Genomic DNA, 26,569 nt, shown 5'->3' on the forward strand with positions numbered 1-26,569 from the left:
ATTTGAAATGCATTCCCCTGTGGGAGCGAGCTTGCTCGCGAAGACGGCATAACGAACAACATCGCACTCAACTGGCGCACAAAAAGCAGCTATCCCACCGCGAACATCCCCGATACGACAGCTTTCAACTCATTACGACTTGTTTCACAGCAATGGCACGCCCACTGCACACGCCCTCCCCCGAGCTTTCCAAACCGTTCAGGGAGCAAACGCATGAACACACAACTCAAACCCACACTGGGCACCTTGCACCTGTGGGGCATTGCCGTAGGGCTGGTGATTTCCGGGGAATATTTCGGCTGGAGTTACGGCTGGGGTGTGGCCGGGACGCTGGGTTTCCTGGTGACCTCGTTCATGGTCGCGACCATGTACACCTGTTTCATCTTCAGTTTCACCGAACTGACGACCGCGATTCCTCATGCGGGCGGGCCGTTTGCCTATAGTCGTCGAGCGTTTGGTGAAAAAGGCGGATTGATCGCCGGGCTCGCGACGCTGATCGAATTCGTCTTCGCGCCACCGGCCATCGCGCTGGCGATTGGCGCCTACCTGAATGTGCAGTTTCCGGCACTCGATCCGAAGCATGCGGCGGTCGGCGCTTACATCGTGTTCATGGGGCTGAACATTCTCGGGGTGAAACTGGCGGCGACCTTCGAGCTGGTGGTCTGCGTACTGGCGGTGGCCGAGTTGCTGGTGTTCATGGGCGTGGTCGCGCCGGCCTTCAGCTTCAGCAACTTCGCACTGAATGGCTGGGCCGGTTCGGATGTGTTCGGTGCGCCAGCGATTGCCGGGATGTTCGCCGCGATTCCGTTTGCGATCTGGTTTTTCCTGGCGATTGAAGGCGCAGCGATGGCTGCCGAAGAAGCCAAGGATCCGAAACGCACGATTCCAAAGGCCTACATCAGCGGCATCCTGACGCTGGTGTTTTTGGCCATGGGTGTGATGTTCTTTGCTGGCGGCGTGGGTGACTGGCGCACCTTGGCAAACATCAACGACCCGTTACCGCAGGCGATGAAAACCGTGGTCGGCGACAACTCCGGCTGGCTGCATATGCTGGTATGGATTGGCCTGTTCGGGTTGGTGGCGAGTTTCCACGGGATCATCCTCGGCTATTCACGCCAGTTCTTCGCCCTCGCCCGCGCCGGCTATCTACCGGCCTCGCTGGCGAAACTCTCGCGCTTCCAGACGCCGCACCGGGCAATCCTTGTCGGCGGCATCATCGGCATCGCGGCGATTTACAGCGACGGCCTGATCAACCTCGGTGGCATGACCCTCACCGCCGCGATGATCACCATGGCCGTATTCGGCGCCATCGTGATGTACATCATGAGCATGCTCAGCCTCTTCAAACTGCGTAAATCGGAGCCGAATCTGGAACGCACCTTTCGCGCGCCGTGCTATCCGCTGATTCCGCTGATTGCATTGGTGCTGGCGATGGTGTGTCTGGTGGCGATGGCGTGGTTTAACACGTTGATCGGCTTGATCTTCCTTGGCTTCATGGCGGTCGGTTTCTGCTACTTCCTGCTGACCGGACAACTGCGTGCCGACGCACCAGCCGATGCGATGCTCACCGGCCTGTAACGACCCGTCTCCTGTAGGAGCTGACGAGTGAAACGAGGCTGCGATCTTTGCTTTTCAAGATCAAAAGATCGCAGCCTTCGGCAGCTCCTACAGGGATTTCGGGTGTACCGGGTGCAAGCGGCCTAGAATGGAACCACTGCGAGTTCACTTCGCTCAAACGTGGTATGCAGCGTCGCACGGCGAAATCCTCGTCCGTCGACCTGCCCTTAAGGAGAGCCGTTATGCCTTGGTATGCCTGGTTGATTCTGGTCGTTGCAATCGGCTCGATCGTGGGTGGATTAATGATGTTGCGCGACACCGCCAATAAGGTCGATCTGACCGATGAAGAACGCCGACGCGTTGCCCAACGCAATGCCGAAGCGGACGCCAAAGACGCCCAAGACCGCTGAACACAACCCCGCCTGATCGGCGGGGTTTGCGCTTTTTATAGCCATTGGAGCTATCTGCACGCTTTTAAGAAGTAGAAGTACAGTCACCATCTAATTTTCCTTGGTTAAGATGGGGACATTGTTGCGGAGAGTTCCAGATGCGTTATTCGCAGGACCATAAAGCCCAGACCCATAAGCGCATCATCAAGGAGGCTTCGGCACGCTTTCGCAAGGACGGAATCGGCGCTACCGGCCTGCAACCCCTGATGAAAGCGCTGGGTCTGACCCATGGCGGTTTCTACTCACATTTCAAGTCCAAGGACGAGTTGGTCGAGAAGGCCCTGCAAGAGGCCGGCAACCAGGTCGACGGGTTATGTGCCGAGATTTTTGCCCAGGACAACGCGCTAGATGTGTTCATCGAGACGTATCTGTCCGAATGGCACCAGACATCACCAGACGAAGGCTGCCCGTTGCTGACCATTTCTTCCGAGTTGGGGCTGCGCGGGCAACCAAGCCCCACCAGCGACGTGGTCCTCAACGCGCGACTGGAGCAGATCGAAAACAGCCTCGAAGGCGAGAACTGCGCTGACCGCGCCATCGTCATCATGTCGACCCTGGTCGGTGCACTGCTGCTGTCGCGCAGTGTCGCGGATGCCGGGTTTGCGCAACGCATCCTCGATATCACCCGCGATCACCTCAAGAACCGCGACTAAGCCTGCCAGCGCTTGAACAATACGCTGGCATTGACCCCGCCAAACCCGAAACCATTGGACAGTGCATATTCGATCGGAATTGACCGCGCCTCGCCATGGACGATATCCACACCGGCACTCGCCGGATCCGGGTTGTCGAAGTTGAGCGTCGGCGGCACCACCTGATCACGGATCGCCAATAGCGTGAAAATCGCTTCAAGCCCACCGGCAGCGCCGAGCAGATGACCTGTGGCCGATTTTGTCGACGTCACCGCGATTTTATTCTCTTCGCCGAAAACACTTTTGATCGCCGCCAATTCACCCAGATCCCCGACCGGGGTCGACGTGGCGTGGGCATTGAGATGCTGCACCTGATCCGGCTCGATACCCGCCTGCGCCAATGCCAGCGTCATCGCCCGACGTGCCCCACTGCCATCTTCAGGCCCGGCCGTCAGGTGATAGGCGTCGGCGCTGGTGCCATAGCCGACCAGTTCCGCCAGCGGCGTCGCGCCACGCGCCAGCGCATGCTCCAGGGATTCGATCACCAACAACCCCGCGCCCTCGCCCATGACGAAACCGTCGCGCCCGCTGTCGAACGGCCGCGAGGCGCGCTGCGGGGTGTCGTTGTAACCGCTCGACAGTGCCCGCGCTGCCGCGAAACCGGCCAGACTGACGCGGTCGATGCAGGCTTCCGCACCGCCACACACGGCAATATCCGCTTCGCCGGCGCGGATCAAGCGCGCCGCATCGCCGATCGCTTGGACACCCGCAGCGCACGCCGTCACCGGCGCACCCAAAGGCCCCTTGAGGCCGTGTTGAATGGACACGTGACCTGCCGCGAGATTGACCAGAAACGACGGGATGGTAAACGGTGACAAACGCCGAGGACCGCGACTGTCGGTCGTGCGTACGGCGTCAGCAATCGCGCCGAAACCACCGACACCGGAACCGATGATCGTTGCGCTACGCTCCTGACTTTTGCTTTCTGAAGGATGCCAGTCGGCCTGCTCCAGCGCCTGTCGGGCAGCCTCCATGGCGAACAGAATGAAGCGATCCATCTTCTTCTGCTCCTTGGGCGGCGTGGCGCGATCCGGATCGAAACCTGCTTCAGCGTCCTCTTCCAGCGTCGGCACCGCGCCGCCGACTCGCGTGGGCAAATCAGCGACCGTTGCCTCAGGCAAGTTACGCAAACCAGAACGCCCAGCCAGCAAACGCTGCCATACGACTTCGAGATCGCTGCCCAAGGGTGAAACCAGGCCCATGCCCGTGACGACTATTCGACGCGAATCCATACTGTGGTGACCTCTGATCAATTCAATTGCCGGACTTATAGCGTTGCGCAGCAGCACTGCGGGAAAGGTTCGGCGCCATGACATGGCGAGCCGCAACAAAGGCGTGCCATTCGCCTGCGTCAGGCAGCGAAGGAATGGTGATCAACTCGCCCTGATCCAGACCGGCCAGCGCCGCATCAACCATCTCGCCCGCCTCCATGACCATTTCTGCCGGAATGCCACTGGCATCGATACCGGAACGCTCCCAGATTTCGGTGCGGGTCACACCCGGTAGCACGGCCTGGATCTGCACGCCGGTGCCTTCGAGTTCAGTGTTCAGCGACTGGGTCAGACTCAGTACGTAAGCTTTGCTGGCGCTGTAGGTAGCGTTGAAGCGTTCCGGAAACAGCGCCACCACCGAGGCGATATTGATGATCGTGCCACGACCGGCCTTGGCGAAACTGGCAGCAGCCGCCGATGCCAGTCGGGTGACGGCGGTGATGTTCAGCTGAATCAACCGCTCCAACTGGTCCATATCGGCGTTGGCCAGTAATCCATCTGCCGCGACACCGGCGTTATTGACCAGCAAGCTGATGCTGGAATCGCTGCGCAGGCGTTGCTCGAGTTTGAGTACGTCATCCTTTTGCGTCAGGTCTGCTTTCAGCACTTCGACCTGAATGCCATGGGCTTCACGCAACTGACTCGCAGCGCTTTCCAGACGATCCTTGTCACGGGCAACCAGCAGCAAATCAAAACCACGCGCCGCCAGGCGCTGAGCGTAAATCGCACCGATTCCGGACGATGCGCCAGTGACGAGAGCAGTACCTAGAGATTGTGCGGAATTCATGAGAATGCTCCTGGAATGCTTGATGAAGGGAGTTGCCGATGAGATGTGTTGGCTCGACGCAGCGGCAAATTATTATAGGCATAATCCAAACGCAATATGATAGCCGTAATTTTAAATCGTCGGACTGCTGCCCTCTCTTCCACTACCCGCAGCCATGCGCTGCGCAAGTAAAAAAGGCCGGTCAATGACCGGCCCCCTTGGCATTAAACACTCAGCTTAGTTGACTTCCAGCTTGTCGCGATTGCGATCCAGAATCGCCTTACCGATACCCTTCACTTCCAGCAACTCATCCACCGACGCAAACGGCCCGTTTGTTTCACGATAAGCAACAATCGCTTTGGCCTTGGCCTCTCCGACTCCCGCCAGTTCCTTTTGCAGCGTTGCCGCATCGGCATCGTTGAGGTCGACTTTTGCGCTTTGGGAAGGTGCAGTTGTCTCCATCACCAACGGCGCCTTGGGTGACTCCGCCGGCGCAACAGGCGCGGCAATAGCGGCGATCGAGGCGCTGGTGAGGAAAGCAAAGATCAGAGAATAGAAGTAACCGGTACGCATTAGTGACGCTCCATCATCGTTTGAGAAAGCAGCTTTTCCGAAGCTGCTCTCCAAACTTAGGTCATGGTGGAGGGATGTCAAAAATGCGTGCGTTACAGAATGTGAAACAATCAGGGTTCGAGACGACGCTGCTGGTAGATCCAGTCGACGATCTCGCCATCGGGGGTATAGCCGCTGACGGTTTCGCGCAATAACTGGCGAACGCGCGAGTAATCATCCTCATCAACCGCCGCCAACAAACTGGCCAATCTAACCTTTAACACTTCCCAAGGTAGATGATCCTCATTGGCCGTCATGATCATCGGATGCGGTGTTGCAGCGACGTTGTCGCCGATCAACAGCTCTTCATAGAGCTTTTCACCTGGACGCAACCCCGTGAACTCGATGGAGATGTCGCCCTGCGGATTGCGATCGGAACGAATACTCAAACCGGACAAGTGGATCATCTTCTCTGCCAGTTCGACGATTTTCACCGGCTCGCCCATGTCCAGCACAAACACATCGCCACCCTGCCCCATCGAACCGGCCTGAATAACCAGTTGCGCGGCTTCGGGGATGGTCATGAAATAACGGGTAATCTTCGGATGAGTGACGGTCAGCGGCCCGCCGGACTTGATCTGGCTGTGGAACAACGGAATCACCGACCCGGAGGAGCCCAGCACATTCCCGAAGCGAACCATCGTGAAACGGGTTTTGTTAACCCGGGAAACTTTTGCATTGTCTCCGAACAATACCGGCGCGACTTCACGACTGAGCGCCTGAAGCGTCAACTCCGCCAAGCGCTTGGTACTGCCCATGACATTAGTGGGCCGCACCGCCTTATCGGTCGAGATCAGTACAAAATTTGCTACGCCGGATTGCAAGGCAGCCTGAGCAGTATTGAGCGTCCCGATTGCATTGTTCAACACACCTTCGGCGATGTTGTGTTCGACCATGGGCACATGCTTGTAGGCGGCCGCATGATAAACCGTGTCGACCTTCCAGGTTTTCATCACATCGAGCAATTTATCTTGGTGACGTATGGACCCGAGTATCGGAAGCAATCGAACCGGAGCCGACTCTCGAGAGCTGCGTTGCTCCAGCTCTGAAAGAATGTTGTAGAGATTGAATTCACTGTGTTCGAACAACAGAAGCGCGGTTGGCTCCAACGCAAAAATCTGCCGACACAACTCCGAACCGATCGAACCGCCGGCACCTGTGACCATGACAGTCTTGCCTTTGATACAACGCTCCAGAAGATCAGGCTGAGCTGGAACGGCATCGCGCCCCAGCAGGTCCGCAATATCGACTTCCTGAATATCTTCGACTTTGACCCGGCCACTCGCCAGATCGGAAAAATTCGGCACACTGCGAACATGCAGTGGAAAGCCTTCCAGCAAGTTAAGAATTTCCCGGCGCCGAGCACGAGTCGAGGATGGCAACGCGAGAAGGATTTCCTGCGCTCCTGTGACGTCGATCATCTGCTGAATATGCTTGGGTTTGTAAACCTGCAGGCCTGAGATCGAGCGATCGGAAATACCCGGGTCATCATCGATAAAGGCAACAGGGCGCATAACGCGCCCCATACGCAGTGCGGCGACAAGTTGATTGCCTGCAACACCTGCGCCGTATATCGCAACTTTGGTCAGACCATCGTCGCGGCTGGCAAAAGGAACATGCTGCGCGGCTGTAAACCAGTCCCCCATGAAGTATTGCCGCATACATAGCCGCAACCCCCCAATGATGACCAGGCTCAACCACCAGTAATTGAAAATGATCGAGCGAGGCACAACCGCTTCGTGATTGCTGTACCAATAAACGACAACCGCCAGAATCAGCGAAGACAAACTGACAGCCTTGATAATCGCGATCAGTGCATCGTTGCCGAAATAGCGCATGACGGCACGGTACATGCCGAAGCGAATGAACAATGGAATGGCCACAACAGGGGCGCAGACGAATAGCCAGAAGTGGACTTTGAAGGGGTTGTACATATCATCGATACCCAAGCGCACGATGAATGCCAACCACAGGGCCACCCAAACCAGAAAGATGTCTGTGCCAACCTGTATCAGTCGTTTGCGCCGCCGTGGAAGTCCAACGAGACGCTCTCTGACTTTATCCATTAACTCTTCAAGCACCTCAGTTTCCCTCTTTCAAATGCTGATCACCGTAATGAATCACCACAAGCCGGCATCATGACTCTAAACCTAGATGACAGAATTGTTTTCTTTTCCATCATCAGCGGTCTTTTCAAGCTCCCCTGCATGAAACCTGATCGCGAGAAAAACCAGCGGGATATAGGCTAAAAGTACACCCCATACGCCGCCCAGCCCAAACCGTGTAACACCTACCGCAATCGGCAACAGCCAGCATAGATTGATCAAGCCTGTTGCCAAGGTTACGGGCAAATGCCGGCCAAATTGCCTGGAAGCAAACTGATAGGCGTGGCTTCTGTGAGCCTCATACAGTTTGTCTCCTCTGAGCAGGCGCCGGAACAACGTGAAGGTGGCATCCACGATAAACACACCGAGCAGGATGAGCCAGCCCCAAAATAGTGAAGGATCATGCCACGCAGCCTGCAGAGAAAGACCGCCCAGAACAACGCCAAGAAATCCGCTACCCGCATCACCCATGAAAATTTTTGCCGGCGGAAAATTCCAGTATAGAAAGCCCATCACCGCAGCAGTCAACATCAACGGAGCCCAGATCAACTCTGTAGCAGAGTTAAGCCAATACAACACGCATGCCCCAAGACAAACACAAACCGCCTCGACACCTGCGATGCCATCAATGCCATCCATGAAGTTGTAAAGATTGAGCAACCATACGAGATAAAACAGTGCCAGAAAATGACCAAAGAAACCCAGATCGACCTGCGCGCCGAACAGCTCCACCTCGGGCATGCCACCCATCCAGATCAGCAGCCATCCCGCAGCAAAGAAATGCCCCAGCAGACGCCAGCGTGCCGCTATATGGCCGTGGTCATCCATGAAGCCAATCACTGCAACCAGACTTCCAGCGCCGGCAACAGCGAGAAAAACGTTACCCGAGGTAATTCCGACGCCCCATAACACTACTAGCGCAAAAACAAATGCGATCACTATCGCTACGCCACCGCCACGAGGAGTAGGCACAGAGTGCGAACTGCGCGCATTTGGAATATCCATCAAGCTGCGCGCCAACGCGTAACGGCGTAACGCCCAAGTGAGAACAAAAGATAAGCAGAGAACGACGAAAAGGAACCATCCATAAGTCATGATTTGCGGGTTTCCAGAAAATGCGTTGCGGTCAAAGCAAGTCCCTTATCGAGACTGATGGGCGGGGTCCAACCCAGTAACTGTCGATTTTTACTGATATCGACCTGCAGAGAGCCGAAAAGCCGCTGAGATATAGACCGCCGTCCTACCAGTACCAACAGCCGCTTCATCATCCATACCGGAACAGGCAAGAGATAACTGGTCTTCCCCAACGCTTGGCCTAGCTTGCGCAACAGGTCACTTGTGGAAACATCTTCGCCATCGCTCGCCATAAAAGTTTGATTGGCAGCACCCGGATGGCTGGCACAGGTCACGATGAGATCTACAAGATTGCCTACTGACACCAGACTACGGCTGTTACGCACTGAGCCAAATGGCAACGGGACGCTGCGGTCCAGCCATTGCATCATAGTGAGAAAATTAGCTTTCACCCCCGGACCGTAGACCAGAACCGGGCGAATAATAACCACTTCCATATCCGTAACCTGCGCCAGTCGCTTCAAGCCCTGCTCGGCTTCAAATTTGGAAATGCCATAGGCGTCAAGTGGTGCAGGCACATCATCGGCGTTAAAAGGAGTGCCTGGAAAAGTGCTCTCTCCGTTCACTTTCACCGAACTGACGAAAATAAACCGTTTAACTCCTGACGCTGCAGCCTGACGAGCGAGATTCAAAGTCGCGTCGACATTGATTTCCCGGAAGGCAGCCAAGGGATCGACCGCGACTTCGTCCATGACGTGAACGCGCGCTGCCGCATGGACGACAACATCAACTTCTGTGAGGACGCGACTCCAATCGTTAGCCCCACTGAGACCTTCGAAGGGTATAACGTCCACACCTGGAGCATGCTCATGAGTTCTCGTACGCATCGGCGCGACGACAGAACAATCCGACTCCAGTATTAGCCGATCTATGAGTGCTCTCCCCAGAAAACCATTACCGCCGGTAATCAGGAATGTCTTGGATCTCATGAAAGCACCTTGAGCTAAGAAATCAATGCTTGCCTGTCGACAACAGCCTCGTTGAAGCGGCAAATGGACGCGTGACTGTAGCAACCATGGAGATCGCGTCGTCGAGGGATATGCGAGCGGCAGTCTATTGAATTACGCGATTCTTGGCCACTTCAAAGCAGCAGGAAAAGACAACTTGCGCCACGTCAGAAAAACACACCCTGAAACCTGCCTTCATTGAGGCAAAATTCACTGCTACATTTTGCGCGACTGACATACTGTTAACAAACAAGTTCTTTGGCAAACTCGCGCATAGACTCTGCAACAAGCAATATAAACTCAAACAAACTTTTCTGGAGCAAAACTTGTACGCAAGTATCCAGACAATAAACCGCAAAACACTCCGATTCTAATTATCCGCAAACATCCGCCATACTGGGGTATTGCCCTAACAGCCCATTAACATGGGCTGCGAAAAGTTTTAAAGCAACGAGCGATAAATATCAGCGTAAGATTGCGCCATTAAACTTGAGGAAAACACTTCCTCAAACCGGCGTTCGGCGGCCAAGCCCATCCTGGCAGCTGTAGCGGGTTCGCTCCACAGCCGTGTCATAGCCTTTGCCAATGCAATGGAATCCCTGGGAGGGACGACCAATCCGGTTTCTCCGGCAATATTAATGTAGGTGGTGCCCGAGCCAATTTCACAAGAGATCATCGGTTTTCCGTACATAGCCCCTTCGAGCAGGGAAATTCCGAAAGACTCCGATCTCAAATGCGACGGAAAGACAAAAGCGTAGCAAAGCGTCAGCAGCGCAGCCTTGTCTTCGTCAGGTAACATTCCCAGAAAATGCACGTTGGACAGACCCGCTTCCGCGGCTTGAGCCTTGAGTTCTGCTTCAAGATGCCCTCCTCCAAGAATGGCCACCGGTAACCCGGTTGTCCTGGCTGCCTCAAGCAGATAATCCAGGCCCTTGTAATAACGCAGGGCACCTACAAAAAGAAAAAAACGCTCACCCAACCGGTCTCGCCAGAATGCCAGTTTCTCTGCAGAAGGGACGGGATAAGTCGAGCGATCAAGACCGTAAGGAACAACACGTACCTTATCTTCAAATCGGGTCAAAACCGGGCTGCTTGCCAGATAATTTGGCGACGACGCGACAATACAGTCAACGCTGGACAGGAAGCGATTCATCAATGGCTGATAAAGTTTGAGCAGCGTTTTCTGCTTGACGATATCGGAGTGATAGCTGACCACACTGGGCTTGCCGACTCGACTCGCAAAATGAACGAGATCCATGTAAGGCCACGGAAAATGGTAATGAACAATATCCGCTTCTCGAGTCAGCTCGATGAAATCCCTGAGCGCCGAAAACGAGAATCCCGTAGAAGCAACGTGAAGATCCAGTTTTGAGCGATGGGTCAGATGATGCGCAATCGGCTCATTGCGTGCAGCCCCTCGCTCACTGAGATAGAGCACCTGGGACTCGTACCCGTGTTGTAAACCACCTTCGGCAATCTGAAAGATGACTTGTTCGATGCCCCCCATTGTCTCCGGATAATAAGTCTTGAAGAAGTGCAGAACCTTGATCATCGCCCGTCGACCACCTTCTGATAAACCTCGAACGTTTCCTTTGCGCACCGCTCCCAGGAAAACTTCGCTGCGTGCAGCAATCCCTGTTCAATGGCACTGGCGCGCCACACTTCATCTTCAAGGCCTTGGCGCAAAAGCTCTGTCAACGCCAGCGTGTCCGTTGCTTCGCACATAAGTGCCGCATTACCGGCAACCTCTGGCAGGGAAGAACTGTTGGAGCACACGACGGGAACGCCCGAACTCATAGCCTCCAGCACCGGTAAACCGAAGCCCTCGTACAACGAAGGGAAGGTAAATAGCCGCGCACCGGCAAACAACAGAGGCAAGTCTTCACTGGGAACAAAACCGAGATAGTAGGCCCAGCCCTCGCGACGTGCGCTTTCAAGCCGGTTATGAATATCCTCGTTTTGCCATCCATAGTAGCCCGTCAACACGAGCGGCCAGCGCTTGCGCAGCTCCAGTGGCAGACGTGAATAAGCATTGAGCAAGGTATCAATATTCTTGCGCGGCTCGATGGTACCCACAAACAAGCTATAGCCGCCCGCCTCAAGACCATGTCGCGACAGAGTCAACCGGAGGTCGTCCGCCGACCGAGGATGAAACTCGGCAGAACTGGCCAACGGCACGGTGTGAATCCGCTCAATAGGCCAGGAAAAATAGTCGGACAACTCTTTACGCGTGTATTCAGAGTCCGTTATCAAAGCATCAGCCCTGACCAACGTCGCCTTGAGTTCCTTTTGCAAATAGCGCACAAGTTGCGGCGCGTGACAGTGGGACCACGTAAAGGGAGAAAGATCGTGAAAGGTAGCAACACTGCGTCCGGCAAATGGAGGCAGATAATAATTGGGGCTGTGGTAAAGAAATTCACCATGACCTTTAAGCGCTCGCTTCCTGAGCAATGGCATCAGCAAACGATAGGCCTCAACCGCCAGGAAATTCTTCTGAACGGCTCGCTTCAGACCATAGCCGTTACCCGACGTATCGGAAGCAGCAGGCAACGACGGTAGAAATCGCCGACCTGCAAAAAACTGCAGGTCAGTAATTTCACGATTCTGCTGCAGTCGCAGCGCCAACTCATAGGTGTAGCGACCAATGCCGGTCAGTGGAAAACGGACCGGCTCAACAGAAAGAATTAACTTCATTTATCAGCCGTCAGCATCCAGCTCAGGGTTTCGCTCAAAGGCGCCGTTGCCCATCCGGGAACCAGATCCCGCAGCTTCGAGTTATCCCCGCACAAGGTTTTCACCTCGTTGGCGCGAACAAACGCTGGATTCACGTCGACTTCGATGTCATGCCCAGTCAGCGACTTGCACAACTCGATAACCTCTCGAAGTGAGTGCGTTTGTCCCGAACTGACATTCACGATTTGCCCCAAAGGTTTCGCGTCGATCAAACCACGATAAGCCTTGACCAAAGCCCGAACATCACTGAAGTCGCGCCAAACGTCGAGGTTACCCAATTCAATCCTAGGCGCCTTGCGCAGGAAATGGGAGACGATTTTCGGCAACAGGAAGTTCTCGGCCTGCCCAACACCTGTGTAATTGAATGGCCGCGCGATAACTATGGGAAGACGATCCATCCAGAGCTTGGCCATGTACTCCATGGCCAGCTTGCTAACGGCGTAATCGTTGGCAGGAGCCGGCACTGTAGCTTCCGACAACATGCCACCTGATGCATTGCCATAGACATTGGCGCTGCTGGCAATCAAAACGCAATCCGGAGCCTTCCCGCTAGCGGCAACAGCATCCAGCAGATTACGCGTGCCTATCAAGTTGACTTGATAGAACGCATCCGCCGCACCATGTCCGACAAATGCCAGAGCTGCAAGGTGCACAACGACATCCGGCTGAATCTTTGCCAGCAACGTGCGTAGACCAATACCGTCAGCCAGATCGACTTGATGATAATTGTGATCGTCGGAGGGTTGACTACCCATCCCGACAACTTCGTAGCCATGAGCTTGCAACTCAGCCGCCATGTAGCGACCGGTAAATCCATGAATACCCGTAATCAGCGCACGTTTGCCAGCATTGATCATCAGAAAGAGAACCCTTGCTTGTTACGGCGCAGGTCAGCCTCGACCATCATGCGGCAAAGCTCTTCAAGCGAGGTTTTCGGTTCCCAACCCAATACTTCCTTGGCCTTGGCCGGGTTGCCGATCAGCAACTCAACTTCGGTAGGACGGTAGAACTTCGGATTGATGGTAACCAGTACCTTGCCGGTAGCAGCATCAGTGCCCTGTTCGGCTTCAGCAGTACCCGACCAGGAAATAGTGATACCAGCGGCCTTGAATGCCATCGATACGAAATCACGGACGGTCTCGGTACGATTGGTCGCCAATACGAAGGTATCCGGTACGTCGGCCTGCAGCATGCGCCACATGCCTTCTACGTACTCCTTGGCAAAACCCCAGTCACGTTTGGCATCGAGGTTGCCCAGCTCCATTTTATCGAGCAGACCGAGCTTGATCTTGGCCACGGAGTCAGTGATCTTGCGGGTTACGAACTCACGACCACGCAGAGGCGATTCGTGGTTGAACAAAATGCCGCTGGTCGCAAAAATACCGTACGACTCACGGTAGTTGATGGTCATCCAGTGAGCGTAAAGCTTGGCGACACCGTAAGGGCTGCGCGGATAGAAAGGCGTGCTCTCGACCTGCGGGATGGCCTGTACCTGACCAAACATTTCAGAGGTCGATGCCTGATAGAAACGCACCTTTGGATTGACGATGCGGATCGCTTCCAGAAGGTTCACGGCACCAAGGCCGGTGATTTCGGCCGTAGTGATTGGCTGCTCGAACGACACGCCCACAAAGCTCTGCGCGGCGAGGTTATACACCTCGGTGGCTTCAGTGGTTTGCAGCAAACGGATGCTGGCAGAGAGATCTGTCAGATCATATTCGACCAAATGCAGGTTAGGGTTCTGCTGGATACCCAGCTCTTCGATACGCCAGAAATTGACAGAACTGGTACGACGGTAGGTACCGTAAACGGTGTACCCCTTCTCCAGCAGCAGTTCCGCCAGGTAGGCGCCGTCTTGACCGGTAATGCCAGTAACGATTGCTTTCATGCGAATCCTCTAAACTCCATTTATCGCCTAAGCAGGCACGATGAGTAAATTTTATGTTTGGCTCTGCGGAAAAAACCAGCGGAGCAGCCTAGCTGCGAATCATACAGAAGCATAAAGGCTTAGACGATAGGCGAAACGAGGAGCTGGGCATAAACGGTTTCGCGGTGGCCTTGATGAATCACCCAGGCAATGGAGGTGGCGAACGACCCGAGCCGTACCTGACGTTCGTCTTACCCTCGATATCAGCCGTTGTTTGGAACCCGACGGGTTTGACGGCCAAAAAGGAAAACTTTGCGATTACGCTAGTCAATAAAAAATGTGCAAAGACCTCTAAATTCGCAGGCGACGTAAAATGAACCAAAAAAACGAATTATGTAATCGGCTGCAAACTAAACCGCTGCATAGAAACACATATAAAAAGGTAGCCAAAAAATAAAAAAACTTTAACTTCAGCAAAAAACTTTTGCCCACGGCTGCGCTAGTGGCCAAGAGCGATAGTTTCCTACACAAGATATTCGAACTTTGATTTGAATCTGGCGAAGGCAAAATCGGCCAGGGAGGAGCCGCGTAGTACGCCCCTCCCTTTATCTTTAACCGATTACTACACTAACCCGGCATGACTTTAGTTAAAACTTTAGGAACTCCCTCAGCCCCCTGGCGAGAATGCCCAGACTTTCATGACCAGATAGTTTAATACCGGCACAACCAGTATCGCCAGAATCAAGCCGACACCATAGTGCCACCCTAAAAACTCAATTACCGAGGTAATTAGTAACGTCAGCGCCAAGGACACAAGAGAAACCAATAAAAAGCGCCGATAACCAAGAAAGCTCATGGGAAGCCTGAAAGTAAACCGGCTGTTCAGCGTATACGACATCAAATTGGCAAAGAAGAATGCCACCCCGTTTGCAACAAATGCAGGAGGTACACAGGCTTCCATCAGCATAATGACGATACCCGCATGCACGGCAGTATTCGCAACGCCCACCAGGCCGAAGCGAATAAACTCATGATATTTCGCTGGAACTATCATGTCGTCTACTTGATCACGTCACGCACGATATAAACAGGTCGCTTTTTTGACTCAGCAAAAATTCTTCCCACGTACTCACCCAGCACGCCTATACCGATCAACTGCACGCCACTGGCAAAAAGAACAGTCACCATAATGGAAGCGTAACCCGGAGTGCCAATGCCAAAAAACATGGTTTTGACGATCAGATAGACGGCAAAGGCGAATGATAACGCCGATACCAAGCACCCGAGATAGGTCCACACCCTGAGGGGCGCAGAGCTAAAACTAGTAATGCCCTCAAGAGCGAAGTTCCATAGCTTCCAAGTATTGAAGCTGGTCGTACCATGTTCGCGAGGCGCAACCTTATATTCCACCGTAGCGGTACGGAACCCCACCCAGGCGAATAATCCCTTCATGAAACGACAATTTTCCGGCAGGGATTTAAGTGCTTCAATCACCTTACGATCCATCAGACGAAAGTCCCCAACGTCAGCAGGGATGTCGATATCTGAAATACGATTGTGCAGTTTGTAGAAATAGTTGGCAGTTAATTTTTGAATAGGTCGATCCGTTTTACGGTCGACTCGTTTGGCGAGTACGACCTCGGCTCCACTCTCCCACTTTTCAATGAGTTCAAGGATCACTTCAGGAGGATGCTGCAGATCTGAATCAATTGGAATTACCGCATCACCGGTTGCGAAATCCAGTCCTGCCGAAATTGCCGCCTCTTTACCGAAGTTGCGTGATAAATCGACAATCACCAAGTAACTATTATCGGTCTTTGCCTTGACCAACTCATTGTACGTTTGATCGCGACTGCCGTCGTTGACTGCAACGACTTCGAGTTCATACTTATCGGCAATAGGCAAGAAAACTTCATTGATCCTCCTGAAAAACGCCTGTATACCGTTCTGCTCGTTATAGCAAGGGGTTACCAGAGATATTTTACGCTTCGATGGTAGACTCATTGTGTATCATCCCCTTATTGGTTTACACGGCAAACATGAGCAAAGTCGACGTCTTTACAAACTGGCTGCCAACCGTCTGGAAACAATGCTTTAACCCTATCGAGTTCTGGAAAATCATTTTTTACAAACACATATAAAGAGTGGGCAGGCAGTGATGGCAAAATATCGGCTTTAGTACTTTCGTCGCTGCAATTGGAGTTAGACCGCGATACGTAGCCAGTGTTGATTTTGATGTTGTGTACTGCGGCATAGCGCATTGTAGGCATTAACGTACGAAGCACATCGGCCTGGCTACAACGAAACTTAGGAAAAAAATACAAGTACTGGATGTCGCTGGTAGCTACGTCATCCCATGCAGCCTGTGTCATGACCAAAGTTGCCGGACGCTTTGCTGTGTCAACGAGCGCGTGACGAAGATTCGACAGATCAAGTACTTGAAGCGAAATAAGTAAACACATCGCCCCCACAAAAAAGTACTTACTCAGCTTTTCGTACAGTGTAGCGATTGAAAAAATGACAACACAGTACCCAACTGGCCAGAAGAATCGGCCGGAAGCTCGAAACTGAGAAGTTATCTGCTCCATAAACTGCGGAAAATTAATAGTAACTATATGGTAAACACCATAATAGACGACATTAGACAACGCATAGGCTGTAAAAAGCACCATCAGCCAGGTCAACGCAGCATGTTTCGAAAAACTCCCAATCGCTGTTCTGCGATTAAGCACGAGGCTCAAAACAAATGCCAAGAGGACCCCCAGCCCCAAGTAGTTAAACCCCTCGTACTGCCCCGGCATTTCCGGATTAGGAAAGTTGAAGTATTTACCACCATTAAATGGTGATAGCAGATTCATCGAGTAAAAACCAAAGCCTGACTCCGCCGCTACAGCAGTTCGAGCCATAGGAAAAATGGTCAGAAACAAGCTCGCTCCAATAATCAGGAACGGTACTAACGCACGACCCAGTTCCGCGGGTTTGAAGCGATCTTTGTTATAAAGACAGGTCACAACATAAACGCAACTTGCCATAACGCAAAGATAGATATTGATATAAAATGCGGCTACCAAAAGCAAAGACCATCCCCAACGCTGAGGTTCGCCGGTTCTTCTGCACCGAATGTAAAGCGCCAGCGAGCACAATATAATCCAGTGTGACATCAACGATATGTGGCCTAATCTCATCGTCAGTGCCGGAAAGGTCACCAAACAAACGATCACCGCCAGTAATGCGAGCCATGATTTAATCTGAAGTTCCCGAATTATCCACCAGCCACACACCGCTTGGCCGATGAATGCCAGTGCGACCCATACCCCGAAAGGGTTAAAGGGTGCAAAACTGGCAGGCACCAAAATCTTAATCAATAACGAATATAGTGGTATGGCATCGACAAACGTAGCCCGAGTACCTTGGGGATAGTTGATGCTATCAAAAGCCAGCAAAGGGAAGCCCAACGGGGCATTAAAAAAGGCGTTAAAACCAGAAAAATACTGAGTGACATCTTCAACCTCAGTCAACCAGTAAGAAGAACTCCCTTGAACAAAACCCGCCGGAAAGTAGCGCCAGACGAAAAATAACCCAATCGCCAAAGCCAATGCAAACCCGGCTCTCCCCGTTGAGTCAAGCTTGAAACCCATAATCCGAACCTCTCCAAATGATACTTAGCAATACGGGTGCGTTAAACGCACGCTTATCCTTGCATGATGAGCAGCTATGCCGTTAGTCACCATATGCTAACGGATTTGCACACCAGTTTCTTGCCCTGCCCATCTTCAGATGGAACATCCCCACTAATTATTCAATTCCACATTCTATTGTCTGTGGTATCAATACTACTCTCAGCTTCCATGAGCATCTATATTCTGCGGATCGCGTCAAAATCAATCCGCAGAAACAAGAAAGCAAAGACTATCGACCTATATCAATCAAAGTCAGCCGAGTGAAACACTGCCGCGGCGGTATCCTTCCAACTCACTGCTTTGTAATGATCTCGAATATTCTTCTCTTTAGCTCGAAGAACTTCAGGATTCTCTAGCAAAAATTCAATTTCGTCTGCCCAAGCAGAGACGTTCCAAGGATCGATATAATTCAGCAACTCTCCTCCTACCTCAGGAATGGAGGCGGCATCGGATGCAATGCAATACTTACCAAATGCCAAACTTTCGGCCACGGGAAGCCCCCAACCTTCATAAAGGGACGGGAATGCAGAAATCCAGCACCCTCCATAGAGAGTAACAAGCTCCGCATCGGTGACGTTATTTAACAACACGATCGACTTTTGCGTTCTTGGATCAAGCTTCAGATCGAGCATGAAGTCACTAACCCCCCAACCAGGCATACCTACAAATACCAAGAGCGGGAGATCTTTGACCCCTTTATCAATTAGCTTGGTGTATGCCCGATAGAGAGTCTCGTGGTTTTTACGCCGCTCAATAGTCGATACAAAAAGGATAAAGGGTTTTGAAGCGATGGAAGCAACTTCTGCTGAAATTATCGCCTCGCTGGTTTGATCAACATGACAACCTAGCTTGACGACCTCCATGTTGGGCATCGGGGCTCCCAACTCAAAAAGCAAGGCGGCGAGATCTCGCTTGGAACATTCGGATATGCAAATGATTTTATCTGCACACCAGGAAGCGTTGGTGAAATAATTCGCAAATTTCGACGCTACGTCCCCCACACACAAGTGGGGTAATTTTACTGGAATAACGTCATAGCAAAACAAAACGACCTTAAATCCAGATTCCCTTTTAATGCTAAACAGATAAGAGAGGTCCTTCTTATCCCAATCCAGCCCCAAAGAAATGTATGTATCACCACGATTAAACGGAGGATTCTTTTTAACGCTTACTCCCGCGTGCAATGGAGCTACATTAAACATCTGTCGGGAAAGTTCCGGATTCACAAATGCCTTGAATGCTGCACGGAGCAGACGTGCGCCAGCGATCGCATCAAAAAAGGAGCTTTTACGCCGTTGCAAAAATTGAAAAATGTGTGCTCTGAAACGAACCGGAACCTTATGGGAAGCTTTAAGGAGATACCCCTTGAGCCTATTTTCCAGTGGCTGCTTAGCAACGACTGTGGGTGGAGGTGAAACAGTGGGCGATACGGGCGAGGATACACCTCTCGCACCAAATACTCTGTCCAAAGCCGACTGAACTTCTTCCCCGCGAACTTCTCTATAACCATCGATAAAATCGAACACGCAAAACTTAACGCTTTTCCCTTGCGCAGCCAGTTCAAGCGCGTGTGACGCACACTCCGCCTCTGTTCTAATTACACCGACCGCTGGACGGTGCCAACCGATAATTGTCGTGACATCTAACCAAATAGTATTCATTTAACGATCTCATCGAGATAAGCTGAAGTCAAATCTGGGATCCCACGTAAACTATTAGTCCAAGTCAACGCTTCACGCCCATCGGCAGATTCTCGTGATTTATCAAGAGGAGGCAATTCGCTCAGCACTTCTCTAATCATGCTATGAAACTCAGTCGGGGTTTTTGCCATCTTGATTTCGGGTAACGCAGTAAAAGACTCAAAACCTCGGTAAGCAGACTCTGTCCCTACCACATATTTACCAGAATAGATTGCCTCAGCAGTTTTTATATTAGAACCACCGCCATGAGGTATCGGCAATAAAAAGGCATGAGCGAGGGTTTTAACTGCAGCCAAATCCTCATCAGAAAGAATAAAAAGCAATTCAAGACGGGAAAGATTAAGAGAACTCCAGCGACTTAAACTCAACTCTCTCGCAAGATGCTCACATACGCTGCCCGCAACAACCAATCTGCTATCTGGAGGTATACACGCCAAGGCGCCTCCAAGACATTCGTTAAACCCTTTAAAATTGGGAGGATGCGCACTCGCGACATAAAGTATCCAAGGAGACTTTGGAAGTTTTTCCTTCCACTGTTCCATTAACTTCTGGGACGCATGCCATGGCGCAATGCCGTTTGGCGCCAAAATGCACTTTTTTACGCCCCAGCTTTGAATTATCTCTAGATCAGCCTGGGTTACGGCAACTGTTATATCTGCGGTTTTCGCAGCATTCCGCTCTAAATCATCAATAGCCCTAATGACCTCATCCGCATGAGTCACGCCATAGCTATCTAATATTTCTTTCTTAAGCGGAGCTTCAATATTCTGAGAGCCATATATTAAACATGCATTAGAATATTGCGGCAATGATTTCAACTTCAATGCTAAGGGCCACAACCATGGTTGCTCAACGTGAATAGCATCCAGGTGCGCAGGCAGTTTTTTCTTTATTGTTGTAAAAGCACCATCATCTGCTGACGCAAATTCGCCAGCCAAGAGATCATTAATCAAAGGGATATCCAATCCCTTAAACTTTCTATAGCGCGAGCCAGGAGAAAACTCCACATCCAAAGGCCCCAGTGTCGCCGGCGGATACCCCTCAGGCTCATAAACTGCAAGGCTCGTTACGTCCCAGCCACAGTCAGAGAAAACCTGTGCGACGTTCGCCGCTCTCACCTGCCCCCCATGGCGCGGGTATAGGATTGGATACGTGGTCAATAACAATACTTTTTTCATGACATGACTCTAATGAATTACACCTAAGATCGCCGACGAAAGATGCTTGATATCCTTCCAAGCATACTTGCGAATCGCCATGCACGACTACTTACAATCTGATCATATGCCGCTTGAACTCTATTAGCGTTCTCATGGGCCAAATGCAATTCAGCATCGGCATCAGCGATAACAATCTGAAGACGCTCTTCTGCAGCCCTAAGCTCATCCCTAGCCTGAACCTCAGAATAAAAGACAAATTCATCAAAAACATTTGGAGGATATTTGAAAAACACAGCCAAGGATGTCTTTTCCGCAGCCAAATAAAATCTATTCAGACCGTCAGCGTACACAAACACATAATCCTGAGAAGTGAGAATTTGCTCCCACTCCAGATATGACTCTTCTTTCGAATTAGGTCTTGTAGCTTCCACCACTACTACCCATGGCCGGAACTTCTTAAAGTCCATACCTTCAAGAACTGCTTTCTCCAACCCCTCAACGTCTACTTTAAGAAAATGTATTTCCTGAGCCACATACTGCTCGCAGATTAGGCTTAACGTCGTAACTTCGACCTTGTAAGAGACGCCTTCTCTTCCCGCAGAAGAAAGAGTATTAATTACATCTTTAGCTGCGGTACCCCAACCCCGAACACCAAAATCCCAGAGCTCAATTTCGGAAACCTCGTTCCCAGCAGCTACGCATAAATTTATATCGAGCGGACGCGCTAAAACCAAATCATCAAAATGTTCTTTTAACGGCTCGATATTTATACCTCGCCATCCTCGATCGTAAAATGCACGTGTAACGGAATCGACGGTGGGGTCATTAGCACCCACATCTATATAAAAGCCGCGCTCCACCTCACTAAATGCCCGCCACAACATAAGGTCTTCTAAATTTTGTGCATACGAGACAAACTTCATTTACTTACTATCTCAATAGCAGGATCAATCCATGCACACCCGGCAAAATGTGGCTTTCCGATATTTACTACGTTGAATACCAGAGCAAGATCTCGCCACTCATAGTTATTCACCAGATGACTATCAGTACTTACCAACGCCGTCTGAACCGAATAATTTCCGATCCCGAAGTTAGCCGGAAACTTTATAAAAAATTCGTGAACAGATCCAGCCTTGACATTCAGCAAAGGTTGTTTTTTCAGATCAGTATTGGTGCCATATACAATCTGTCCCAGCCGATCCTTAATACCATAACCAAGAACCAGTCTTTCAATATCTTCTTTCACTAGAACACGCACATGCAAAGTCACAGCCTGCCCTACATCAGCAACTTCTATAACGGCCCCGGACTCATTTAAGAGTGCGATACCATCAACAACAGCTTCCCCTGTTCCTGAAACCGTTTGAATATTGCCATCTGAAAGAAGTTCTTGCTTTACATTTTGATTCTGATGATCAGCAAGCAAGGCATTGTAGTAGTCCATGACCTCTTCAGGCTTACCGACCATAGCGAGCTTTCCGGCGTTCAACAATATCGCTCTATCACATATAGATTGGATCGCTGCTTTATCGTGTGACACAATCAACAAGGTTGTACCTTCCCGTCGGAACTGGCGAATCCTCTCAAAGCTTTTATGCTGAAAGTACGCATCTCCAACGGATAACGCTTCATCAATTATTAAAACATCTGGTCTTCTAGCGGTGGCAACACTAAATGCCAAGCGCATCTGCATCCCACTCGAATACATTCTTACAGGCTGATCTATGTAATCTCCAATTTCAGCAAAGGCTTCAATTTCCGGCATCAGGCTGAGGATCTCCTCAACTTGGAATCCGAGTAACTGCCCAGCCATAATGGCGTTTTGTCGCCCGGTAAAATCGGGATGAAAACCCATCCCCAACTCAAGCAATGCGGCGACATTACCAGAAATGTCTACACTACCGGTCGTCGGCCTTGTTGTACCAGTAATCATCTTGAGCAACGTGCTTTTCCCGGCACCGTTGACTCCGATAATGCCGAGGGCTTCGCCTGGCGAAACCTTGAAACTCAAATCATTGAGTACCCACTTCAGATTGTGGCGCTGACCACTAAAAGGTAATACCCACTCAATCAAGCGAGACCAGCGATTAGAATATTGTTTATAAGCCTTGCCGAGACCACGGACATTAATAGTTCCCATCAGAGCTCATCCACCAGTTCACCAGAATGCTTTTGAAACAATCGCAAGCCCCACAAGCAAAGCAGAAGTCCCAGTAGAGCAGTAGGCCACAAACTAATCCAGTTAGGCACCTGCCCATAAACCATAATATTCTGATAAGAACTAATTATGGATGACATTGGATTATATTTCATGAGATGTTGAATACTTTCCGGCAACACATTAACTGGATAAACGATCGGAGTGAGCCAGAACCAGAACTGCAAAATCACACCGAACAGTTGACCTATATCACGAAAGAAAACATTCAGTACGCCCAACGTTATACCCAGACCTATGGAGAATACAACCTGAATAACAAGAACGGGTATCATTGCAAGTATCGCCCAACCTGGAAACGTCCCCGTTGCAAGCATAAAAGCAACAAAAATCCCAAATATTATAAGAAAGTTCAAGCCAGCACTCATAACGAGTATGACTGGCAGGCACAATCTCGGAAAACTTAGCTTTTTAAGTAAGTTTGCATGATCTATAAATACATTCTGTGCACGCCCTACAACTTCCGAGAAAAAACCCCAGGAAATAACACCCGCACAAAGATATATACTATAACCGAATACACTTTCAACACCAGGAAGCCGGGACTTCATGAGTTGCGAAAAAATCACTGTATAGACAATAATCATGGCCAGCGGCTGAATAACAGTCCAGGCTATACCCAAAATAGAATTGGTATACTTGGCCTGAAACTCCCGCTTAACACTACCAAGAATAAAGCCGCGGTAATTCCATAGCGCTCTAATTACAGATGGCATCATTTTACAACCTCAATTAGATTTTCCAGTTCCTTGAGACACGACCAAAGTAAATCACTGTCTCCCCGTGACTCAACGTTCAGGCGCAATAATGGCTCTGTATTCGACGCCCTCAGATTGAATCGCCAGGTAGAGAAAATCAAACTAATGCCATCCGTCTTATCAATTTCAGGGTTGAGGGGTAAGTAATAATTCAAAACTTTTTGCAGGATAGTGGGAACGTCGGCAACAAGATAGTTTATCTCTCCCGTGCACGGATATGCCTCAATGCGATCGTCCACAAGTTGAGCCAAAGACCTACCTGCGGTGGACATTAAAGCCGCCACCAGCAACCAGGGAATCATTCCACTATCGCAATATGCAAAATCTCGGAAGTAATGGTGAGCACTCATCTCCCCACCATACACCGCGTCTTCCAGGCGCATACGCTCCTTGATAAAGGCATGACCGGTTTTGCTTTGTACAGCAATCCCTCCCGCCCGCTCAACCTGATCAATGGTGTTCCAAGTCAGACGCGGATCGTGAATGATCTTGCTGCCAGGGTGTTGTTTGAGCAGCATTTCGGCCAGCAGGCCGACAAGGTAATAGCCCTCGATGAACCGGCCATCAGCATCGAAGAAGAAGCATCGATCAAAGTCTCCGTCCCACGCCAGCCCCATGTCGCATTGATTGGCCAGCAGCGCCTGACGAGTCAACTCGCGATTCTCGGGCAGAAGCGGATTCGGGACGCCGTTCGGGAAGTGGCCATCAGGTTCTTCGTTGATAAATACCCACTCCAGAGGCAGACGTGCAGCCAGCGCCCGAAGTACGGGCCCGGCAGCGCCATTGCCCGGATCGGCAAGAATCTTTAGGGGCTTCAAAGCACTGATGTCGACGTAGGTAAGTAAATGATCGATGTACGCGGTCTTGTCGAACGCTTGGCGAACAGCGCCTTTTGTCGCGGCGAGCACCCCAAGATCACCTTGATCTACACGCACTCGGATTGCGTCAAGCCCTGTGTCACCGCTGATAGGACGAGATTCTGCCTTGACCAGCTTCATCCCGTTGTAGCCTTTGGGATTGTGGCTGGCGGTGATCATCACGCCACCATCAACCTTGTAGTGACTAGTGGCGAAATAGACTTCCTCGGTGCCGCATAGCCCGATGTCGATAACATCGGCCCCCGCCTCAGTAATGCCACGCATCAGCGCTGAAGCCAAAGATGGGCTTTCGAGCCTCATGTCCTGGCCGACTACAAACGCCTTTCCCTGCAACTCGGTCACGAGCGCTCGTCCTATGCGGTAAGCAATATCATCGTTGAGTTGAGCGGGAACCTGACCACGAATGTCATAGGCCTTGAAGCATTGCGTCACGATAGGAGGATACATTCTACTCACTGACTGAAAAGTCCGATGCCGCCCGGAGGCGGCAACGGCAGAAATGGATTACCAGGACCTGACGTCACTGGCGCGCTACCTCCCGCAACACGGGAGGCTGGCATCGGGTTCAGTGTCGTTACTTGTCGACGCGACCATAGTTGTCTTCAAAACGTACGATGTCGTCTTCACCCAGATAGTCACCGCTCTGTACTTCAATCAGCACTAAGTCGATCACTCCCGGATTCATCAGGCGATGCTGGTGGCCGGCGCGAATGAACGTTGACTCGTTGGTATTCAACATCAGTTCTTGCTGATCGTTGACCACCACCGCCATCCCGCTGACAACGATCCAGTGCTCGCTTCTGTGGTGATGCATTTGCAGCGACAAAGAAGCTTTAGGCTTCACCACAATGCGCTTGATCTTGAAACGCTCGCCGTTTTCCAGCGTGGTGTAAGTACCCCACGGACGATGCACCGTACGGTGAAGCAAATGCACCGTATGACTGCAGGCCTTTAGCTGATTGACAATATGCTTCACGTCTTGAGCGTGATCTTTGTGAGCAATCATCACCGCGTCGGGAGTATCAATGACCAGCAAGTCCTCAACGCCGACAAGCGCAGTCAGCCTGTCTTCACTGTTGACATAGTTATTGCGCGAATCATGGGACAGTACCTCGCCCTCAAAGCGGTTACCGTTCTCGTCGGGCTCGGTCAATTCGCTGACAGCATTCCACGAACCGATATCACTCCAACCGATGTCACAGGGAACAGTCGCAACTTTGGAAGAGCGCTCCATCAACGCGTAATCGATGGAAATATCCGGCACCGTTGCGAATGCTTCGGCATCAAGGGCCAGGCAACGGTATTTGGCGGACGAGGTCAGACGCGAGCTATCGATCGTTTTGCTAACCGCCTCGACTACATCCGGAGCATGCTGACGAAGCTCTTCCAGGACGGAGCCCACACGGAAGCAGAACATCCCGGAGTTCCAGTAGTAGTTACCCGCGCCGACGTAATTTTGAGCGGTTTCAAGGTTAGGCTTTTCGACAAAACGCGCGACTTTCAAGCCACCTTTAAGAGGGGCATCCTTCTGCGCTTCAATGTAACCGAAACCAGTCTCAGGGTAGGTAGGCTGAATACCAAACGTTACCAACCAACCGTCGGCAGCCAGCGCCATGGCGCTGGAGACAGCCGCAGCGAAAGCCTTTTCGTCTTTGATCAGGTGGTCAGCAGCCAACACCAGCATCTGGGCATCGGGGCCGTGCGTGGATTCGAGTTGAAGTGCCGCTGCGGCAACGGCCGCCGCTGTATTGCGACCAAAGGGTTCAAGAATGAAAGCCTGAGCATGCTTGGCAGAATTGACTGCGCTGTACTCATCTTCAGTCTTGAACAGGAGTTCGCGGTTGGTCACCGTCAGAACTTCCACCACACCTTCCAGACGCGAAGCACGAAGGAACGTTTTCTGGATTAGATTCTGGCCATCTGGCAGTGCCATGAACGGCTTTGGATGGGTTTCTCGAGAAACAGGCCACAACCGGCTGCCCACTCCGCCAGACATAATTACGGGAATCAGTTCCATGCTCTCAATCCTTAGTCCCCTC

Annotated in this window: 23 protein-coding genes; 3 read left to right on the forward strand and 20 right to left on the reverse strand. The window is 51.5% G+C overall.

Features of this window, described 5'->3' with window-relative positions:
* Positions 1–213 precede the first annotated feature (213 nt).
* The 3 genes from eat to CKW26_RS10545 all read left to right on the forward strand — a co-directional run bounded on the left by eat (position 214) and on the right by CKW26_RS10545 (position 2,659).
* The gene (eat, locus tag CKW26_RS10535; RefSeq protein ID WP_095048535.1) at positions 214–1,578 is read left to right on the forward strand and encodes an ethanolamine permease; all 1,365 of its coding nucleotides are present in this window, start codon (positions 214–216) and stop codon (positions 1,576–1,578) included.
* Positions 1,579–1,799: 221 nt separating this feature from the next.
* Positions 1,800–1,967 carry a DUF2897 family protein gene (locus CKW26_RS10540; RefSeq protein WP_007908505.1) on the forward strand — a complete coding sequence of 56 codons (168 nt, stop codon included), beginning with the start codon at positions 1,800–1,802 and terminating at the stop codon, positions 1,965–1,967.
* A gap of 137 nt (positions 1,968–2,104) precedes the next feature.
* On the forward strand, positions 2,105–2,659 hold the full coding sequence (locus CKW26_RS10545; RefSeq protein WP_095048536.1) for a TetR/AcrR family transcriptional regulator: 555 nt from the start codon (positions 2,105–2,107) through the stop codon (positions 2,657–2,659).
* On the opposite strand, the gene fabF is transcribed toward CKW26_RS10545, so the two are convergent.
* The 20 genes from fabF to CKW26_RS10650 all read right to left on the reverse strand — a co-directional run bounded on the left by fabF (position 2,656) and on the right by CKW26_RS10650 (position 26,547).
* A complete protein-coding gene (gene fabF, locus CKW26_RS10550) occupies positions 2,656–3,930 on the reverse strand; it encodes a beta-ketoacyl-ACP synthase II (protein ID WP_095048537.1) in 1,275 nt (424 codons plus the stop codon). The genes CKW26_RS10545 and fabF overlap by 4 nt on opposite strands.
* Positions 3,931–3,952: 22 nt before the next feature.
* On the reverse strand, positions 3,953–4,756 hold the full coding sequence (locus tag CKW26_RS10555) for an SDR family oxidoreductase (RefSeq protein WP_095048538.1): 804 nt from the start codon (positions 4,754–4,756) through the stop codon (positions 3,953–3,955).
* A 216-nt stretch (positions 4,757–4,972) separates the two neighbouring features.
* Positions 4,973–5,308, reverse strand: a complete 336-nt coding sequence (locus CKW26_RS10560) for a helix-hairpin-helix domain-containing protein (RefSeq protein WP_093435238.1) — start codon at positions 5,306–5,308, stop codon at positions 4,973–4,975.
* A 110-nt stretch (positions 5,309–5,418) separates the two neighbouring features.
* Positions 5,419–7,413, reverse strand: coding sequence for a nucleoside-diphosphate sugar epimerase/dehydratase (locus CKW26_RS10565; RefSeq protein ID WP_095048539.1), 1,995 nt, complete (start codon positions 7,411–7,413; stop codon positions 5,419–5,421).
* An 84-nt stretch (positions 7,414–7,497) separates the two neighbouring features.
* Positions 7,498–8,547 (reverse strand): glycosyltransferase family 4 protein, encoded by a 1,050-nt coding sequence (locus tag CKW26_RS10570; RefSeq protein ID WP_095048540.1) that lies wholly within the window; start codon positions 8,545–8,547, stop codon positions 7,498–7,500.
* Entirely contained in the window at positions 8,544–9,515 is a 972-nt protein-coding gene (locus CKW26_RS10575; protein WP_095048541.1) for an SDR family oxidoreductase, read from the reverse strand. Before CKW26_RS10575 ends, CKW26_RS10570 begins: the two co-directional genes overlap by 4 nt.
* A gap of 460 nt (positions 9,516–9,975) precedes the next feature.
* Positions 9,976–11,085, reverse strand: a complete 1,110-nt coding sequence (locus CKW26_RS10585; RefSeq protein WP_095048543.1) for a glycosyltransferase family 4 protein — start codon at positions 11,083–11,085, stop codon at positions 9,976–9,978.
* On the reverse strand, positions 11,082–12,227 hold the full coding sequence (locus CKW26_RS10590; protein WP_095048544.1) for a glycosyltransferase family 1 protein: 1,146 nt from the start codon (positions 12,225–12,227) through the stop codon (positions 11,082–11,084). The genes CKW26_RS10585 and CKW26_RS10590 overlap by 4 nt, the downstream gene beginning before the upstream one ends.
* Entirely contained in the window at positions 12,224–13,123 is a 900-nt protein-coding gene (locus tag CKW26_RS10595; RefSeq protein ID WP_095048545.1) for a GDP-mannose 4,6-dehydratase, read from the reverse strand. Before CKW26_RS10595 ends, CKW26_RS10590 begins: the two co-directional genes overlap by 4 nt.
* Positions 13,123–14,154: a GDP-mannose 4,6-dehydratase gene (gmd, locus tag CKW26_RS10600; protein WP_095048546.1), complete on the reverse strand. Its 1,032-nt coding sequence runs from the start codon at positions 14,152–14,154 to the stop codon at positions 13,123–13,125. The genes CKW26_RS10595 and gmd overlap by 1 nt, the downstream gene beginning before the upstream one ends.
* Before the next feature lie 646 nt (positions 14,155–14,800).
* On the reverse strand, positions 14,801–15,187 hold the full coding sequence (locus tag CKW26_RS10605; protein WP_095048547.1) for a GtrA family protein: 387 nt from the start codon (positions 15,185–15,187) through the stop codon (positions 14,801–14,803).
* Between the two features lie 5 nt (positions 15,188–15,192).
* The gene (locus CKW26_RS10610) at positions 15,193–16,137 is read right to left on the reverse strand and encodes a glycosyltransferase family 2 protein (RefSeq protein WP_095048548.1); all 945 of its coding nucleotides are present in this window, start codon (positions 16,135–16,137) and stop codon (positions 15,193–15,195) included.
* 14 nt (positions 16,138–16,151) lie between these two features.
* Positions 16,152–17,771 carry a DUF6311 domain-containing protein gene (locus tag CKW26_RS10615; protein WP_095048549.1) on the reverse strand — a complete coding sequence of 540 codons (1,620 nt, stop codon included), beginning with the start codon at positions 17,769–17,771 and terminating at the stop codon, positions 16,152–16,154.
* Between the two features lie 284 nt (positions 17,772–18,055).
* On the reverse strand, positions 18,056–19,474 hold the full coding sequence (locus tag CKW26_RS10620) for a glycosyltransferase family 1 protein (RefSeq protein ID WP_095048550.1): 1,419 nt from the start codon (positions 19,472–19,474) through the stop codon (positions 18,056–18,058).
* Positions 19,471–20,691, reverse strand: coding sequence for a glycosyltransferase family 4 protein (locus CKW26_RS10625; RefSeq protein ID WP_095048551.1), 1,221 nt, complete (start codon positions 20,689–20,691; stop codon positions 19,471–19,473). The genes CKW26_RS10620 and CKW26_RS10625 overlap by 4 nt, the downstream gene beginning before the upstream one ends.
* A 23-nt stretch (positions 20,692–20,714) precedes the next feature.
* Positions 20,715–21,596 carry an FkbM family methyltransferase gene (locus CKW26_RS10630; RefSeq protein WP_095048552.1) on the reverse strand — a complete coding sequence of 294 codons (882 nt, stop codon included), beginning with the start codon at positions 21,594–21,596 and terminating at the stop codon, positions 20,715–20,717.
* Positions 21,593–22,816 carry an ABC transporter ATP-binding protein gene (locus tag CKW26_RS10635; protein WP_095048553.1) on the reverse strand — a complete coding sequence of 408 codons (1,224 nt, stop codon included), beginning with the start codon at positions 22,814–22,816 and terminating at the stop codon, positions 21,593–21,595. The genes CKW26_RS10630 and CKW26_RS10635 overlap by 4 nt, the downstream gene beginning before the upstream one ends.
* Complete coding sequence (locus CKW26_RS10640; RefSeq protein WP_095048554.1) at positions 22,816–23,613, reverse strand: ABC transporter permease; 798 nt, start codon at positions 23,611–23,613, stop codon at positions 22,816–22,818. Before CKW26_RS10640 ends, CKW26_RS10635 begins: the two co-directional genes overlap by 1 nt.
* Entirely contained in the window at positions 23,610–24,977 is a 1,368-nt protein-coding gene (locus tag CKW26_RS10645) for a phosphomannomutase (protein WP_095048555.1), read from the reverse strand. The genes CKW26_RS10640 and CKW26_RS10645 overlap by 4 nt, the downstream gene beginning before the upstream one ends.
* A 127-nt stretch (positions 24,978–25,104) precedes the next feature.
* Complete coding sequence (locus CKW26_RS10650; RefSeq protein ID WP_095048556.1) at positions 25,105–26,547, reverse strand: mannose-1-phosphate guanylyltransferase/mannose-6-phosphate isomerase; 1,443 nt, start codon at positions 26,545–26,547, stop codon at positions 25,105–25,107.
* Between the last annotated feature and the right edge of the window lie 22 nt (positions 26,548–26,569).

Origin of the sequence: Pseudomonas sp. Irchel s3h9 (assembly GCF_900187475.1) — a bacterium.
Classification (GTDB): domain Bacteria; phylum Pseudomonadota; class Gammaproteobacteria; order Pseudomonadales; family Pseudomonadaceae; genus Aquipseudomonas; species Aquipseudomonas neuropathica.